At 73.1% G+C, this 15,150-nt stretch carries 16 protein-coding genes; 8 read left to right on the top strand and 8 right to left on the bottom strand.

Annotated features, from left to right (window positions below):
• Positions 1–43: 43 nt before the first annotated feature.
• On the bottom strand, positions 44–1,438 hold the full coding sequence (locus AB0J97_RS25495) for an aminopeptidase P family protein (protein WP_364092563.1): 1,395 nt from the start codon (positions 1,436–1,438) through the stop codon (positions 44–46).
• A gap of 137 nt (positions 1,439–1,575) precedes the next feature.
• Between AB0J97_RS25495 and AB0J97_RS25490 the strand changes: the two genes are divergently transcribed.
• The 6 genes from AB0J97_RS25490 (at position 1,576) to AB0J97_RS25465 (ending at position 7,582) form a co-directional block, all read left to right on the top strand.
• Positions 1,576–2,004: a CBS domain-containing protein gene (locus tag AB0J97_RS25490; RefSeq protein WP_357704559.1), complete on the top strand. Its 429-nt coding sequence runs from the start codon at positions 1,576–1,578 to the stop codon at positions 2,002–2,004.
• A gap of 46 nt (positions 2,005–2,050) precedes the next feature.
• On the top strand, positions 2,051–2,662 hold the full coding sequence (locus AB0J97_RS25485; RefSeq protein ID WP_364092560.1) for a hypothetical protein: 612 nt from the start codon (positions 2,051–2,053) through the stop codon (positions 2,660–2,662).
• A gap of 206 nt (positions 2,663–2,868) precedes the next feature.
• On the top strand, positions 2,869–3,789 hold the full coding sequence (locus AB0J97_RS25480) for a carbohydrate kinase family protein (protein ID WP_364092559.1): 921 nt from the start codon (positions 2,869–2,871) through the stop codon (positions 3,787–3,789).
• The gene (locus AB0J97_RS25475; RefSeq protein ID WP_364092557.1) at positions 3,786–5,072 is read left to right on the top strand and encodes an alpha-glucosidase/alpha-galactosidase; all 1,287 of its coding nucleotides are present in this window, start codon (positions 3,786–3,788) and stop codon (positions 5,070–5,072) included. The genes AB0J97_RS25480 and AB0J97_RS25475 overlap by 4 nt, the downstream gene beginning before the upstream one ends.
• A 90-nt stretch (positions 5,073–5,162) precedes the next feature.
• The gene (locus tag AB0J97_RS25470; RefSeq protein WP_357704567.1) at positions 5,163–5,936 is read left to right on the top strand and encodes a cyclase family protein; all 774 of its coding nucleotides are present in this window, start codon (positions 5,163–5,165) and stop codon (positions 5,934–5,936) included.
• On the top strand, positions 5,933–7,582 hold the full coding sequence (locus AB0J97_RS25465; protein WP_364092554.1) for a thiamine pyrophosphate-binding protein: 1,650 nt from the start codon (positions 5,933–5,935) through the stop codon (positions 7,580–7,582). The genes AB0J97_RS25470 and AB0J97_RS25465 overlap by 4 nt, the downstream gene beginning before the upstream one ends.
• A 72-nt stretch (positions 7,583–7,654) precedes the next feature.
• On the opposite strand, the gene AB0J97_RS25460 is transcribed toward AB0J97_RS25465, so the two are convergent.
• The 3 genes from AB0J97_RS25460 to dhaK are packed head-to-tail and all read right to left on the bottom strand — an operon-like array spanning position 7,655 to position 9,644.
• Positions 7,655–8,029 carry a phosphoenolpyruvate--protein phosphotransferase gene (locus tag AB0J97_RS25460; protein ID WP_357704571.1) on the bottom strand — a complete coding sequence of 125 codons (375 nt, stop codon included), beginning with the start codon at positions 8,027–8,029 and terminating at the stop codon, positions 7,655–7,657.
• Positions 8,017–8,664, bottom strand: coding sequence for a dihydroxyacetone kinase subunit DhaL (gene dhaL, locus AB0J97_RS25455; RefSeq protein WP_364092551.1), 648 nt, complete (start codon positions 8,662–8,664; stop codon positions 8,017–8,019). Before dhaL ends, AB0J97_RS25460 begins: the two co-directional genes overlap by 13 nt.
• Positions 8,664–9,644 carry a dihydroxyacetone kinase subunit DhaK gene (gene dhaK, locus AB0J97_RS25450; RefSeq protein ID WP_364092549.1) on the bottom strand — a complete coding sequence of 327 codons (981 nt, stop codon included), beginning with the start codon at positions 9,642–9,644 and terminating at the stop codon, positions 8,664–8,666. The genes dhaL and dhaK overlap by 1 nt, the downstream gene beginning before the upstream one ends.
• Positions 9,645–9,799: 155 nt before the next feature.
• Here dhaK and AB0J97_RS25445 point away from each other — a divergent pair, with 155 nt between their 5' ends.
• A complete protein-coding gene (locus AB0J97_RS25445) occupies positions 9,800–10,546 on the top strand; it encodes a lysophospholipid acyltransferase family protein (protein WP_357704577.1) in 747 nt (248 codons plus the stop codon).
• Between the two features lie 28 nt (positions 10,547–10,574).
• Here AB0J97_RS25445 and AB0J97_RS25440 read toward each other — a convergent pair whose 3' ends face one another.
• Both AB0J97_RS25440 and AB0J97_RS25435 read right to left on the bottom strand, forming a co-directional pair.
• A complete protein-coding gene (locus AB0J97_RS25440; RefSeq protein WP_352358144.1) occupies positions 10,575–11,381 on the bottom strand; it encodes a serine/threonine-protein kinase in 807 nt (268 codons plus the stop codon).
• A 56-nt stretch (positions 11,382–11,437) separates the two neighbouring features.
• Positions 11,438–12,691 carry an MFS transporter gene (locus AB0J97_RS25435; protein WP_364092545.1) on the bottom strand — a complete coding sequence of 418 codons (1,254 nt, stop codon included), beginning with the start codon at positions 12,689–12,691 and terminating at the stop codon, positions 11,438–11,440.
• Between the two features lie 65 nt (positions 12,692–12,756).
• Between AB0J97_RS25435 and AB0J97_RS25430 the strand changes: the two genes are divergently transcribed.
• Positions 12,757–13,362 carry a winged helix-turn-helix domain-containing protein gene (locus tag AB0J97_RS25430; RefSeq protein WP_364092543.1) on the top strand — a complete coding sequence of 202 codons (606 nt, stop codon included), beginning with the start codon at positions 12,757–12,759 and terminating at the stop codon, positions 13,360–13,362.
• A gap of 72 nt (positions 13,363–13,434) precedes the next feature.
• Here the strand turns inward: AB0J97_RS25430 and AB0J97_RS25425 are convergent, their stop codons facing one another.
• A complete protein-coding gene (locus AB0J97_RS25425; RefSeq protein WP_364092541.1) occupies positions 13,435–14,058 on the bottom strand; it encodes a DJ-1/PfpI family protein in 624 nt (207 codons plus the stop codon).
• A 4-nt stretch (positions 14,059–14,062) separates the two neighbouring features.
• Complete coding sequence (locus AB0J97_RS25420; RefSeq protein ID WP_364092538.1) at positions 14,063–15,025, bottom strand: GlxA family transcriptional regulator; 963 nt, start codon at positions 15,023–15,025, stop codon at positions 14,063–14,065.
• Positions 15,026–15,150: the final 125 nt, after the last annotated feature.

The raw sequence follows: 15,150 nt of genomic DNA, 5'->3' as shown, positions 1-15,150 counted from the left end.
CGGGTCACCCCTTGTCAGGCATCCACGAGAAGTGCCCGGTTCGTCACGAACGGACGACGTTCATCCAGGACTCGATCTCGTCCGGGTGGCGGGGGAGCGCCTTCGACATCAGGGTGGCGCCCTCGGCGGTGATCACGAGGTCGTCCTCGATGCGGATGCCCATGCCGCGCAGCTCGGCGGGCAGCGTCAGGTCGTCGGGCTGGAAGTACAGGCCGGGCTCGACCGTCAGGACGTTCCCCTCCTCCAGCACGCCGTCGAGGTAGACCTCGGTGCGCGACCTGGCGCAGTCGTGCACGTCGAGGCCGAGCATGTGGCCGCTGCTGCACAGTGTGTAGCGCCGGTACAGGCCGGACTCCATGAGCGCGTCGGGGGAGTCCTTCAGCAGGCCCCAGCCGTGCAGGCCCTCGCAGATGGCGCGCATGGCGGCCAGGTGGAAGTCGCGGAAGCTCGCGCCGGGCTTGAGCGCCGCGATGCCGGCGTCCTGCGCGGCCAGGACCAGCTCGTACGCCTGCCGCTGCGCCGGCGTGAACCGGCCCGACAGCGGGAACGTCCGGGTCACGTCGGCGGTGTACAGGGTGTCGGTCTCGACGCCGGCGTCCAGCAGGAGCAGGTCGCCCTCGGTCAGCGCGCCGTCGTTGCGGATCCAGTGCAGCACGCAGGCGTGGGCGCCGGAGGCCACGATGCTGTCGTAGCCGACCGCGTTGCCCTCCAGGCGCGAGCGCAGCCCGAACACGCCCTCCAGGTAACGCTCGCCGCGCGGGTGGCCGATGGCCGCGGGAAGGGCGCGGACGACGTCCTCGAAGCCGCGCACGGTGGCGTCCACGGCCGACTGGAGCTCGCCGACCTCCCACTCGTCCTTGACCAGCCGCATCTCCGACAGGAACACCTCCAGCTCGGTGTCACGCCCGCCGGCCGGCGCCAGGGCGTCCACGGAGGCGTCGACGCCGCGCAGCACGCGGGCCGGGCCCTCCAGCCGCAGGTCGCGGATGTGCGCGCACTCGATCTGGTACAGCTCGGACGCCTCGGCCAGGTCGGGCCTGCGGCCCACCCAGAACTCGCCGTAGCGGCGGTCGCGGTAGAACTCCTCGCCCTCCTCGCGCGGCGAGCGCGGGCGCACGTACAGGACGGCCTGCCCGGACGGCTCGACCACGAGCACGTCGCCGGGCTCGCCCGCGCCCGTCAGGTAGGAGTACGCGCTGTGCGGCCGGAACCGGTAGTCGCTGTCGTTGCTGCGCACCTTGAGCGTGCCCGCCGGGACGACCAGGCGCTCACCGGGGAAACGCGCGGCCAGCGCCGCCCTGCGCCGGGCCGCCCAGGGGGCGATCGGCAGCGCGGCCACGCCGGTACGCCGCGTGTCGGCCCAGCCGGTACGCATGAACGCGGCCAGCTCCGGGGTGATGGGGAGGTCGTGGCTTCCGGTGTTGAGCTGCTCGGTCATGGTGCCTTCCACGTCGTCGGAGATGCGGCAAGTCAGCCTACGTGACCGCTTGACGGGGTCCCCACTCGGTTGTTTGCCTGGAGGACCGGGCATAAGCCGGGCCCCGGCCGGGGAGATTGGGAGCAGAGGTGGTGCACATGCTCATCGGGACGATCCTGCGCAACAAGGGAAGCGCTGTGACTACGGTGGCACCGGAGGAGACGGTGCGGGAACTGCTCGGCAAGCTCGCCGACCACAACATCGGCGCGGTCGTCGTCTCCACCGACGGCACGACGATCCAGGGGATCGTCTCCGAGCGCGACGTGGTGCGGCGGCTGCACGACCGGGGCCCGGAGATCCTCGACGCGCCGGTCTCCTCGATCATGACGACCGAGGTCCGCACGGCCGGGCCCGGCGACAACGTCGACGAACTGCGCCGCAGGATGACCACCCACCGGTTCCGGCACATGCCCGTGGTCGAGAACGGCCGCCTGGTGGGCATCGTCAGCATCGGTGACGTGGTCAAGAGCGCGATCGAGGAGCTGGAGACGGAGAAGGAGTCGCTCGTCGACTACCTCCACCGTTGACAGGGGCGTTGACAGGGGTGTCGATGGGGATGGCACCCTTGGGTCCGTGACGTACGGCCCCCCCGAGCTTCCCCGGGCGACGAGCAGTCCGCCGATCATCCTGCTCGTCTCCGGGCTGGCCGCGGTGGTGGCCTTCATCCTGGGCGTCTTCGTCGGGTACGGCGCGGACGATTCGTCGGCCTCGCCCGCCCCCAGGGTCACGGTGACGGTCGAGGGCACGGGCCCGCCTTCGGGCGAGCCCTCGGCCTCCGGCCCGGCCACCCAGCCCGACACCCCGCAGACGGACCCCCTCCAGACCGGCCCTGCGCAAACCGGCCCAACCCAGACCGGCCCAACCCAGACCGGCCCGCCCCGAACCGGCCCCGCTCAGACGGGACCCGCTCAGACCGGGCCTGCGCAGACCGGTCCCGCTCAGACCGGGCTGACCGCCGGGATGCGGACGCTCGTCGTGGGTGTGGACATCCAGCCCGGCACCTACCGCACCACCGGTCCCGTCGCGGGCTCCACGAACTGCTTCTGGGCCCGGCTGAACAGCACGTCCCCCGACGTCGGCTCGGTGATCAACGCGGGCGCCCCGACGGGCCCGGCGAGCGTCACCATCGAGCCCGGCGACAAGGCGTTCCAGACCGCCGGATGCGCGGAGTGGACCAAGGCGTGACGCCTTCCTGCCGCGAACTCTGGACATAGGTGCAAGAACGCGCAATTCTATGGGCAGCGGAAGGGAGGCACGCTCAGCGTGCTGGCGTGATCGTCCTACGGTCCATGGGCCACGCCACTCCGGCGTCCCTGGCGAGGGCGCGGCACGGAGAGTGCGGAACAGCGCGCATCGCCACGAATCCGAACCATCGTTCGCGAGGAGTGACCATGCGTCTTCCTGTGCCGTTCGACCTGCTGGTCGTCGGCGACGCCAACCCCGACGTGGTGCTCGCGGGCGCGCCGCGCGAGCTGGAGTACGGCCAGCGTGAACGGCTCGTCGCGGGCGGCGACCTGGTACTCGGCGGGTCCGGCGCGATCACCGCGTGCGGGGCCGCCAGGCTCGGCCTGCGCACCGCCTTCGTCGGCCGCGTGGGCGACGACGCCGCGGGGCGGTTCGTGCTCGGCGCGCTGGCCGAACGCGGGGTGGACGTCTCCCACTGCGTGACCGACCCCCGGCCCACCGCCATGACCGTCGTGCTCGCCGACGGGACGGACCGGGCCATCCTCACCTCGCCCGGCTGCCTGCCGTACCTGACCGCCGGGGACGTGCCGCGCGGCCTGGCCCGGCACGTGCACGTGTCGTCGTACTTCCTGCAACCGGGTCTGGCGGCGGGGCTGCCCGCGCTGCTGGGAGAGTTGCGCGCGGCGGGCGTCACGACCTCGCTGGACACCAACGACGACCCGGACGGCCACTGGGACGGCCTCGCGGACGTGCTCGCCTGGATCGACGTGTTCCTGCCCAACGCCGGCGAGGCCAGGGCGATCGCCGCCTCCCTGTCCGGCGTCCACGACGGGCCGCTGGAGGACGCCGCGGCGCGGCTGGGCGCCCTCGGGCCGGCCGTCGTCGTCAAGGACGGCGCGAACGGCGCACTGGCCTGGGAGTCGGGCCTGGTGACGCGGGCCCCGGCCGTCCCCGTCGAGCCCGTGGACACCGTCGGCGCGGGCGACAGCTTCAACGCGGGCTTCCTCGCCGCCCGGCTGCGCGGGATGAGCCCGCGCGAATGCCTGGACGTGGCCGTGGCCTGCGGATCCCTGTCCACCCGCGCGGCCGGCGGCACCGCCGCCCAACCCACCTGGAAGGAACTGTGAAGATCACCTTCCTCGGCGCGGGAAGCGTCGAGTTCACCCAGGGCCTGCTGGCCGACCTGGTCGGGTTCACCGGCCTCGGCCCCTTCGAGGTGGCCCTGCACGACATCCACCCCGAGCGCCTGGAGACCGCCGAGGCCGCCGCCCGCGCCATCGTCGGCGACCGGACGGACATCGCCGTCTCCGCCCACCCGGACCTGCGGCGCTCGCTGGAGGACGCCGACTTCGCGATCAACATGATCCAGGTCGGCATGATCGACGCCACCCGCGTCGACTTCGAGCTGCCCGCCCGATACGGCCTGCGCCAGACGATCGCCGACACCATCGGCGTGGGCGGGATCTTCCGCGCGCTGCGCACGTTCCCCGCGCTCGACCGCATCGGCCGGGCCATGGCCGAGGTCTGCCCGGACGCCTGGCTGCTCAACTACACCAACCCGATGGCCATGAACGTCTGGTACCTGGCGGCGGCCACCCCGGTGCGCAACGTCGTCGGCCTGTGCCATTCGATCTACTGGACCGTCCACGACCTGGCCGAGCTGGTGGGGGTGCCGTACGAGGAGGTCACGTATCTGGCGGCCGGGGTGAACCACCAGTCGTGGCTGCTGCGCTTCGAGTCCGGCGGCCGGAGCCTGTACCCGCGCCTGGACGAGGTCATCGCGGCCGACCCCGGCCTGCTGCGCCGGGTCCGCGTGGACATGTACCGCAGGCTCGGCCACTACCCGACCGAGACCAGCGAGCACTCGGCCGAGTACGTGCCCTGGTACCTGCACGACGACGCCGAGATCGAGCGGCTGCGCATCCCCGTGGGCGCCTACCTCGGCATCAGCGAGGAGAACGTCCGCGCCTACGAGGCCACCCGCGACGCGCTCAGGGCGGGCCGGCCGATCACCGCCGAGGGGACCATGGAGTACGCCCCGCAGATCATCCACAGCGTCACGACGGGCGCCGGCCGCACCGTCTACGGCAACGTGCCCAACCACGGCCTGATCGGGAACCTGCCTGCCGGATGCGTGGTCGAGGTGCCCGTCGTGGCCGACGCGCTCGGCGTGCGGCCGGTCGCGGTCGGCGACCTGCCCGCCCAGTGCGCCGCGCTCAACCGGGCCTACGTCAACGTCAACGAGCTGACCGTGCGCGCCGCGGTCGAGGGCCGTCCCGAGCACGTGCGGCACGCCATGATGGCCGACCCGAACACGGCCGCCACCCTGACCCTCGACCAGATCGACGAGCTGTGCCGGGCGCTGCTCAAGGCGCACGGCGACCTGCTGCCCGAGTCGCTGCGGCCGTGAGGCGCGCGCCGGCGGGCTGCGGAACCGACCATGTTTGCACAGGTGAGCCCGACTGGAGGAGGATGCGCTCAGCCCAACGAGGAGGATGACATGTCGGTGTTGCAGAGCTTCCTGGACCACGTGCGCAGCGGGGCGATCGAGGTGATCGACCTCACCGCGCCCCTCAGCTCCGAGACGCCGATCCTCCAGCTCCCCGAGCCGTTCGGCAACACCAGCCCGTTCCGGCTGGAGGAGATCAGCCGTTACGACGACCGCGGCCCGGCCTGGTACTGGAACGACATCCACACCGGCGAGCACACCGGCACCCACTTCGACGCCCCGGTCCACTGGGTCACCGCCCGCGACGGCCAGGACGTCTCCCAGGTCCCCGTACGCAGCCTGATCGCGCCCGCGGTCGTGCTCGACTTCGCCGCCGAGGCGTCCAAGGACCCCGACTTCCTCCTCCAGATCGACCACGTCAAGGAGTGGGAACGCGCCAACGGCCCGCTGCCCGACGGCGGCTGGCTGCTCTACCGCACCGGCTGGGACGCCCGCTCCGCCGACCAGGCCGCCTACCTCAACGTCGACGAGACCGGCCCGCACACGCCGGGCATCTCGGCCGAGTGCGCGTCCTGGCTGGCGGCCGAGACGCCGATTCTCGGGCTCGGCGTGGAGACCGTCGGCACCGACGCCGGCGCCGCCCACTCCTTCGACCCGGCCTTCCCCTGCCACTCGTTCCTGCTCGGCGCGGGCAAGTACGGCCTGACCCAGCTGCGCAACCTCGACCGCCTGCCGGTGACCGGGGCCGCCGTGGTCGCGCCGCCGCTGCCCATCACGGGCGGCTCCGGCAGCCCCGTCCGGGTGCTGGCCCTGGTGGAACGTTGACCGTCCCGGAGACGGCGGCCGCGGCGGTCGGGCGGGCGCTGGCCGCGAGCGGCGTCCGTACGGCGTTCGGGGTGGTCGGCAGCGGCAACTTCCACGTCACGAACGCGCTGGTCGAGCACGGCGTGCGCTTCGTCGCCGCGCGGCACGAGGGCGGCGCGGCGACCATGGCCGACGCCTACGCCCGGATGAGCGGCGAGGTCGCCGTCGTCACGGTGCACCAGGGGCCGGGGCTGACCAACGCCATGACGGGGATCGCCGAGGCGGCCAAGAGCCGTACCCCGATGATCGTCCTGGCCGGCGAGGCGACGGACGCGCGCTCCAACTTCCACGTCGACCAGGACGCTCTGGCGACGGCGGTGGGCGCGGTCCCCATGCGGGTCACGGAGGCGGCGACCGCGCGGGAACGGGCGCTCGAAGCCTTCCGCGCGGCCTCCCAGGAGCGCCGCACGGTCCTGCTGAACCTGCCGCTCGACGTGCAGTCCGCCCCGGCGTCCGGCGTGACGGCGTCGGCGGCGGGCGCCGCGGGACCGTCAGGCCACGAGGGCCAGGTCGGGGCGGAGGAGCAGGTCGCGGAGCTGGGGCGGTTGCTGGCCGGGGCGCGACGGCCGGTGTTCGTCGCGGGTCGCGGCGCCCGGCACGCCCGCCGCGAGCTGGAGGCGCTGGCCGACCGCGCCGGCGCCCTGCTGGCCACCTCCGCCGTCGCCAAGGGCCTGTTCCGCGGCAACCCCTGGGACCTCGACGTGAGCGGCGGCTTCGCCACCCCCCTGGCCGCCGAGCTGATCCGTGGCGCGGACCTGGTCGTCGGCTGGGGCTGCGCGCTGAACATGTGGACCACCCGGCACGGCTCGCTGATCGGGCCGGAGGCGAGGGTGGCCCAGGTCGACCTCGACCCGGCGGCCGTCGGCGTCCACGTCCCGGTCCACCTCGGGGTGGTCGGCGACGTCCGCGCCGTGGCGGCCGCCCTGACCGTGCCAGGTGGTGCCGCGCCGGGCTACCGGTCGGCCGAGCTGGCCCGGCGCATCCGGGACGAAGGCCGCTGGCGGACGGTCCCGTACCAGGACGAGAGCGGCGCGGGACGCATCGACCCCAGAACGCTCACCATCGCCCTGGACGACCTGCTCCCGGCCGAACGCGTCGTGTCCGTCGACTCCGGCAACTTCATGGGATACCCCTCGATGTTCCTGGACGTGCCGGACGAGGGCGGGTTCTGCTTCACACAGGCGTTCCAGTCGATCGGGCTCGGCCTGGCGACCGCGATCGGCGCCGCCCTGGCCCGTCCCGACCGGCTCCCCGTGGCGGCCCTGGGCGACGGCGGCGCGCTGATGGGCATCGCCGAGCTGGAGACGGTCGTCCGGCTGGGGCTGCCCATGGTGGTGGTGGTCTACGACGACGAGGCGTACGGGGCCGAGGTGCACCACTTCGGGCCGCACGGGCATCGGCTGGACACGGTCCGGTTCCCGCCCGCCGACCTGGCGGCGATCGCCCGCGGGCACGGGTTCGCGGCGGTGACCGTCACGGACGCCGCCGGGCTGGCGGGCGTGGCCGAATGGCTCAAGGGGCCCAGGGACCGCCCGCTGCTGGTGCACGCCAAGATCACCGGCGAACGCGGCTCCTGGTGGCTGGAGGAGGCCTTCAAGGGCCACTGACGGGCCGGGCCTCACGCCAGTGCGCACCGGGCGACCGGACATCGCCAGGGGCCGGGGGAGGTGCGGGGCTGGTCAGAGTTTGCGGTAGGTGCGGGCCTCCTCGGCGGCGGCCAGCACCTCCGCCAGCGACCCGCCCCCGCACGCCGCCACGCACGCCGCCACCGCCCCCTCCACGAACGGCACGTCCGCGATCACCACCCGTCCCTCCTGCTCCAGCAGCCGGGCGGTCAGCACCGAGCTGCCGAGGTCGGGGATGATCAGCACGCCGTCGCCCTGGTCCACGGTCAGCACCGCCCGCTCGACGAGGTCGAGGCTGGTGCCCAGGCCGCCGTCCGCGGTGCCGCCGGCCGCCGCCACCGGCACGGGCTCCGCGGCGATCCCGAGAGCCAGCGCCGCGGTCTCGGACGCCAGCCCGGCGCTGTGCGAGACCAGCACTAGTCCGACCATCGGCCCTCCGCCTGCTCCCGGTCCGCCACCGCGGCCAGCGCCTCCATGATCAGGGCCGCCGAGGCCGCCCCCGGATCCTCGTGCCCGACGCTGCGTTCGCCCAGGTAGCTGGCCCGGCCCTTGCGGGCCTGGAGCGGGATCGTCTCCCGCGCGCCCTCGGCCGCCGCGTCCGCGGCCCGCCGGAACGCCTCCAGCGTCCCGATGCCGTCCCGTACGGCCAGGGCCAGCGACCGCGAGGCCGGGACCAGCGCGTCCACCATGGTCTTGTCGCCCAGGGCCGCCTTGCCCAGCCGTTCCAGCGCGACGACCCCCTCCTCGAACGCCGCCTCGAAGCGGGGCAACGTCACGGGCGACGCCAGCGTCCGGCCCATCTGGCGGAACATCGAGCCGTACAGCGGGCCCGAGGCGCCGCCGACGCGGCGGATGAGGGCCGTGCCCGCCTCGGTCAGCACCTGTCCGGGCGAGTCCGGCGCCCGGTCGGCCAGGGCCTTGGCGACCTCGGTGAAGCCCCGGTCGAGGTTCGTGCCGTGGTCGGCGTCGCCGATGGCCGCGTCGAGCTCCGTCAGCCGCTCCCGGTCGCGTCGGACCAGCCTGGCCGCCTCGTCGAGCCAGGCCGCGAAGAAGCGGGTGTCCATCAACGGCCCCAGCGCAGCGCGGGCGTCTCGACGGGTGCGTCCCAGAGCCGGGTGAGGGTGTCGTCGAGCCGGCACACGCTGACCGAGAAGCCCTGCATGTCCAGGCTCGTCACGTAGTTGCCGACGAGCGAGCGGGCCACCCGGGCGTCCTTGCCCTTCACGAACGCCGCCACCTCGGCGAACAGCACGTACAACTCCATGAGCGGGGTGCCGCCCATGCCGTTGACCATGACCAGCAGGTCGCCGCGGAGCGGCAGGTCGCTGTGCAGGGCCTCCATCGCGACGGCGGCCAGCTCGCGGGCCGAGGCCATCGGCACCCGCGTGCGGCCCGGCTCGCCGTGGATGCCGATGCCCAGCTCCACGTCCGTCTCGGGCAGGTCGAACGTCGGTTTGCCCGCCGCGGGCGTCGTGCAGGAGGTCAGCGCGATGCCGAAGGACCGGCTGCGCTCGTCCACCTCAACGGCCACCCGGGCCACCTCGGTCAGCGGCGCGCCCTCCTCGGCCAGCGCGCCCGCGATCTTCTCCACGAACAGCGTCGCGCCCGTGCCCCGCCGCCCGGCCGTGTACGTCGAGTCCTGGACGGCCACGTCGTCGTCCACCAGCACGGAGGCCACGTCGTTGTCCTCGGCCAGTTCGGCGGCCATCTCGAAGTTGAGCACGTCGCCGGTGTAGTTCTTGACGATGTGCAGCACGCCGGCGCCGCCGTCGACGGCCCTGGTGGCTTCGATGATCTGGTCGGGCACGGGCGAGGTGAAGATCTCGCCGGGGCAGGCGGCGTCCAGCATGCCGTGGCCGACGAACCCGGCGTGCAGGGGCTCGTGGCCCGAGCCGCCGCCGGACACCAGCCCCACCTTGCCGGGCCGCGGTCCGGCGGCCCGGTAGACCACGCGGTCGCGGACCCGCAGCGCGGGATGGGCCGCGGCCATGCCGTTCAGCGCGTCCTCGACCACGGAGTCGGCGGTATTGATGAGCTTCTTCATGGTCAAAACATCTGCCCGTTCTCACGGGAGGGCAAGCGCCGCCGCGTGAACAGGGACGATGTCCTACGATCTCGTGACCCGAGCCGATGTTCTCCTGGCGCGGACGGTTCCGCCGGGTGGCCTGCCGACCGGCGTGAGTAGGCTACCTTCTGCTCATGGCTGAGATTGTGTACCCGCCGGTGATCGCCGCCGCGCGGACCCTCTTTCGCGTGCTCGACTACCGCTTCCACATGGAGGGCACCGAGCACGTGCCGCGGACCGGGGGCGCGGTGCTGGTGAGCAATCACATCAGCTATCTCGACTTCATCTTCGCGGGGTTCGCCGCGCTGCCGTCCAAGCGGCTGGTGCGGTTCATGGCCAAGCAGGACGTCTTCGAGCACCGGATCTCCGGGCCGCTGATGCGCGGCATGCACCACATCCCGGTCGACCGCGGCGCCGGCGCCGGCTCGTACGCCACCGCGCTGCGCAAGCTCAAGGCCGGCGAGGTGGTGGGCGTCTTCGCCGAGGCCACGATCAGCCGCTCCTTCACCGTCAAGGAGATCAAGAACGGCGCCATCCGCATGGCCCAGGCCACCAACGTGCCGGTCATCCCGGTCGCCCTGTGGGGCAGCCAGCGCATGTGGACCAAGGGCAGGCCCAAGCAGCTCACCCAGCGGCACGTGCCGATCACCATCCTGGTGGGCGAGCCGTTCCACCCCAAGCGCGGGGAGGACGTCAACCAGCACACCGTCGACCTGCACACGCGCCTGTCTGAGCTGGTCGACCGCGCGCAGCGCACCTACCCGGAGGTGCCGCCGGGCGTGTGGTGGCAGCCCGCGCACCTGGGCGGCACCGCGCCCACCCCCGAGGAGGCGGCCGCCATGGACGCCGCCGAGGCCGAGGCCCGCGCCCAGCGCGACTGAAGGCGGCCCGCCGGGGCTCGGCGAGCGCTCAGATGGCGGCCTGGTAGGCGCTGGCACGCATGCCCGCCAGCAGGCCCGCCGTCTGCTCCGGCGTGTAGCGGCGCACCGGGTCGTGGTGGAGCAGCCCCTCGATCAGAGGGCGCATCACCCCGGCCCGCCGCGGCGGCGGGTAGGGGCCGCTGCGGGCCATGCCCAGCACGGTGGCCGCGTCCTGCCCGGGGTAGGGCGGCTGGCCCTCGACGGCGCTGTAGAGCGTCGCGCCGAAGGACCACATGTCGGCCTCCTTGCTGGCCGGCCCGCCGTGCAGCCGCTCCGGGGCCATGAACGCGGGCGTGCCGCGCAGCCGCCGCGAGGTCGTCATGCGGATGTCGCCCTCGGCGGTGGCGATGCCGAAGTCGGTCAGCACCACCCGGTCGCCGGTCAGCATGACGTTCGCGGGCTTGACGTCACGATGGAGCACCCCGGCCTTGTGCGCGGTGCGCAGCGCGGCGAGCAGGTGCTGGCCGATCGCGACCACCGACTGGGCCGGCAGCGTCCCCACCTGGGAGAGCAGCTGGTGGAGTGAGAGCCCGTGCAGGTACTCCATCACGATCCAGAGCTTTCCGCCCACTTCCATCAGGTCGTGGACCGTGACGATGTTGGGGTGCGTCAGGCCGGCCGCCATCCGGGCCTCACGCAGCACCCGGCGGCGAACCATCTCGGCCTCACCGGCCAGAGTCAGCTCCTTCAACGCCACCTCTCGGTGGAGGAGCCGATCGAACGCTCGCCAGACGACTCCCATACCCCCACGACCGGCCTCCTCGTTCAGGAGGTACCGTCCGCCGATCTCCCGCATACCATCCCCTCAAGCTCGGGGATAATCATGTCATCTCCGCACACGGCATTGGGTGCCTAACGTGATCTGGATATGTCGGGAAGTGTAGGTTCGCTGGTCAGCGCCGCAGAAATTCGCCCGGGCATGGCGCGCCACACGAGCCACACCGCCACCAGGCACACCCCCGCGGCCCCGGCCAGGACGGCGGCCAGCCCGAACAGGTCACCCGCCACACCCCCGAGCGCCGCGCCCACCGGCATGCCGCCCATGCCGATCAGCCGATAGGCGGAGTTCACCCGTCCCAGCAGCTCGCCGGGGATCAGTCGCTGGCGTACCGAGACGACCAGCACGTTGGCCGCCGCCCCCGTCACCCCCCACACCACCGCCACCGGGTACAGCGCCCACGGCGACGGCACGAGCATGGGGACGAGCAGCAGCAGGCTGCTGATCGACCACGCCCCCACCAGCGTGCGGGACTCGCCGACCAGCCGCGTGAGCGGCCCGGTCAGCGGCGAGCCGAGCACCGCGCCGGCCGCGAAGGCCGTCATCATGAGGCCGTAGCCGCTCGGGTCCAGGCCGATGCGCGACCCGTCGCCGACGGCCCACAGGACGAAGACGGCGAAGTAGCCGGCGTTGGCCAGGTTCAGCAGGCCCGCGGAGATCGCCAGCCTTCTCAGGACGCGGTGGGCCAAGAGGTAACGCAGTGCCTCGCCGATGTCGGCGCGCAGCGGGCGGCGCGGCCCCGATGTGGCCGGGGCGGCCCGGAAGGAGCCCGCCATGCCGGTCAGGAGCAGGGCGGCGGCGGCGTACAGGAGGGCGGGGGCGCCGAAGAGCGCGGCGGGCAGCAGGCCGGCGAGCAGCCCGGCCACCGGCGCGCCGACGAAGTCGTTGCCGACGGTCTGGACGCCGACGATCCGGGCGTTGGCCCGGGTGAGGTCGTCCTTGGAGACGGCCATGGGCAGGACGGACTGCGCCGAGGTGTCGGCGAAGACCTCGCTCACACCGGCCGCGAACACCACCGCGAGCAGCGTCCACAGGTTGAGCAGGCCCGCCACGGCCAGCAGCGCCGCCACCGCCAGCACCGCCGTACGCGCGGTGTTGGCGGCCATCATGACGCGGCGGCGGTCGACGCGGTCGGCGACCGCCCCCGCGTGCAGCGCGAACAGCAGCCACGGCGCGGTCGCGGCGGCCCCGGCCAGCGACACCAGGGTGGGGGACCGGGTCATGGACACCGCCAGCAGCGGCGCGCCGACCCGCATGACACCGTCGGCCAGGTTGGACAGCGCGGTGGACGACCACAGGAACCAGAAGGCCTGCCCGAGACGGTTCACGACTCACTCCGATAGTGTGTAAGGAAAAGTGTGCATAGATTCCTTTGCAAAGATAGGCTTGCACAGTGACAGAAGGCAAGAGCTTCTCCGCCCGGACTCTCGACGCGAATGCGCTGAAGTCGTTCGCGCACCCGCTGCGGCTGCGCATCTACGAGCTGCTCGACGAGCACGGTCCGTCCACCGCCACCGGCCTGGCCGGCCTGCTCGGGCAGAACACCGGGGCCACCAGCTACCACCTGCGGGAGCTGGCCCGCCACGGCATGATCGAGATCGCGCCCGAGCTCGGCCGGGGCAAGGAGAAGTACTGGCGCATCACGCCCGGCGGCTTCAGTTTCGGACCGGCGAAGGGCAACCCCGAGGAGGTCGACGCCGCACTGGGGTTCCTGCTGGACGACATGGTCCGGCAGCGCGGCACGGAGCTGACCCGCTGGCGGGAGGGGGCGATGCGGGCTCCCGAGGAATGGATGCAGGCCGGCGTGTTCGCCCGCCGCTCCCTGCGGCTCACCCCGGAGGAGACGGCCGACCTGCGCGACCAGGTGCTGGAGGTGCTGGACCACTTCCGCGGGCTGTCGGACGGCAGGGACGCCCCCGCCGGCGGCGGCCACGTCGTCGTGCACTTCGACGTCCTGCCGCTCGGCGCCATCGGCGACCCCCCGGACGGCGGCGCCTGACCCCGTGCGGGGCCCGGGAACGGCGGCGCCCCCGTCCCGAGGGGTCGGAACGGGGGCGCGGCGGCCGGGTGGTCAGGAGATCAGGCTCAGGGCCCGCTCGGCCGTGCCCTCGGGCGCCTTGGCGGGCGAGCCCGCGTCGAACGGCGGCTGCGGGTCGTACTCGATCGCGAGCTGCACCGCCTGCGCCGTCTCGACGCCGTCGGCCTGGGCCAGCAGGGTCAGGGCCATGTCGATCCCGGCCGACACCCCGGCGGCCGTCACGATCTTGCCCTGGGTGACGACCCGCTCGCTCACCGGCTCGGCGCCGAACTCCTTCAGGCCGTCCAGCGCCGCCCAGTGGGTGGTCGCGCGCAGGTCCTTGAGCAACCCCGCCGCGGCCAGCACGTACGAGCCGCTGCACACCGACGCCGTCCACCGCGTGTGCTCGTGGGCCTCGCGCAGCCAGCCCAGCAGCGCCGCGTCGGACATCGCCTCAAGGGTGCCCGGCCCGCCCGGCACGATCACCACGTCGGGACGGGGCAGGTCGGCGTACGACGCGGTGGCGGCGATCGACAGGGTGCCCTGGTCGTCGGTCACCGGCCCCACCTCCCCGGCCACGAACGTCACCGTCACGCCGGGCGCGAACGCCAGCACCGTGTAGGGACCGACCGCGTCGAGCGCGGTGAACCGGTGGTAAAGCGGAATTGCCACATGCATGGTGTCATTTCTCCTTCGACTGGAATCTGCGGCGATGCTCGCCCGGCGACACCCGCCAGTGGCGGCGGAAGACGCGGTAGAGGGTCTCCGGCGTGCCGAGCCCCGACTCCCTGGCGACGGTCTCCAGGGGGTGCCCGGTGACCTCCAGGAGGCGTCTGGCGGCGTCGGCGCGGCTGCGTTCGACGTACCTGCCGGGTGGCAGGCCGGTCTGCTCGGTGAAGACGCGGGAGAAGTGCCGTTCGCTCATCCCGACGCGCCGGGCGAGCGCGGGCACGCTCAGGTCGGCGGCCGGGTTGGCGTCGATGTAGCCCTGCAACTCCCGCAGCGGCAGGCTGCGCGGCGTCATGGCCCGCATCGGCGCGCTGAACTGGCTCTGCCCACCCGGCCTGTGCAGGTAGACGACGAGCCCGCGGGCGACGTCACGGGCCAGCTCGTGGCCGTGGTCCCTGGCCACCAGCGCCAGCGCGAGGTCCACGCCGGACAGCACGCCCGCGGACGTCCACACGTTGCCGTCCTCGATGTAGAGGGGATCGGGGTCCACCTCGACGTCGGCGTAGCGGTGGCGCAGGTCGTCGGCGGACAGCCAGTGGGTGGTGGCCCTGCGCCGTTCGAGCAGCCCGGCCTCGGCCAGCACGAAGGCCCCGTTGCAGACCGAGGCGACCCGTCCGGCCCGCGCCGCCAGGTCGCCGACGGCCGCCACCAGCGCGCGGTCCTCCAGCTGCCGGGGCACGGTCAGCCCGCCGGCGACCAGGAGCGTGTCGAGCGCCCCCGTCACCTCGCCGATCGCCCCCGCCATGACCGTGACCCCGTTCGACGCGCACACCGCCCCCGCCTCCGCGGCGACCACCTCGACCCGGTAACCACGCCCCCGGGCGATCAGGTCGGCGGTCGCGAACACGTCGGCCGGCCCGGCCATGTCCAGCAACTGGAAGCCCGGGAAGACGACGATCACGATCCGCCGCTGCATGCCTTCATGCTGGTCGCAGCCCTGCGATGGCGTCAATGACACAAACCTTGCACATTACGCCACACCCGTGGAATTGGAGACGGCCGGCACCCCTGTTGGGGTGCCGGCCGTGGCTCTGGGTGGGT

The organism is Nonomuraea sp. NPDC049607, assembly GCF_040675375.1.
In the GTDB taxonomy this organism is placed as follows: Bacteria; Actinomycetota; Actinomycetes; order Streptosporangiales; family Streptosporangiaceae; genus Nonomuraea.
This window is presented reverse-complemented; position numbering and strand designations above follow the sequence as displayed.

Coding starts and splice junctions, on each gene's coding strand:
- AB0J97_RS25495 (WP_364092563.1), bottom strand. CDS start 1,438: ATGACCGAGCAGCTCAACACCGGAAGCCACGACCTCCCCATCACCCCG.
- AB0J97_RS25490 (WP_357704559.1), top strand. CDS start 1,576: ATGCTCATCGGGACGATCCTGCGCAACAAGGGAAGCGCTGTGACTACG.
- AB0J97_RS25480 (WP_364092559.1), top strand. CDS start 2,869: ATGCGTCTTCCTGTGCCGTTCGACCTGCTGGTCGTCGGCGACGCCAAC.
- AB0J97_RS25470 (WP_357704567.1), top strand. CDS start 5,163: ATGTCGGTGTTGCAGAGCTTCCTGGACCACGTGCGCAGCGGGGCGATC.
- AB0J97_RS25460 (WP_357704571.1), bottom strand. CDS start 8,029: ATGGTCGGACTAGTGCTGGTCTCGCACAGCGCCGGGCTGGCGTCCGAG.
- dhaL (WP_364092551.1), bottom strand. CDS start 8,664: ATGGACACCCGCTTCTTCGCGGCCTGGCTCGACGAGGCGGCCAGGCTG.
- dhaK (WP_364092549.1), bottom strand. CDS start 9,644: ATGAAGAAGCTCATCAATACCGCCGACTCCGTGGTCGAGGACGCGCTG.
- AB0J97_RS25445 (WP_357704577.1), top strand. CDS start 9,800: ATGGCTGAGATTGTGTACCCGCCGGTGATCGCCGCCGCGCGGACCCTC.
- AB0J97_RS25440 (WP_352358144.1), bottom strand. CDS start 11,381: ATGCGGGAGATCGGCGGACGGTACCTCCTGAACGAGGAGGCCGGTCGT.
- AB0J97_RS25425 (WP_364092541.1), bottom strand. CDS start 14,058: ATGCATGTGGCAATTCCGCTTTACCACCGGTTCACCGCGCTCGACGCG.
- AB0J97_RS25420 (WP_364092538.1), bottom strand. CDS start 15,025: ATGCAGCGGCGGATCGTGATCGTCGTCTTCCCGGGCTTCCAGTTGCTG.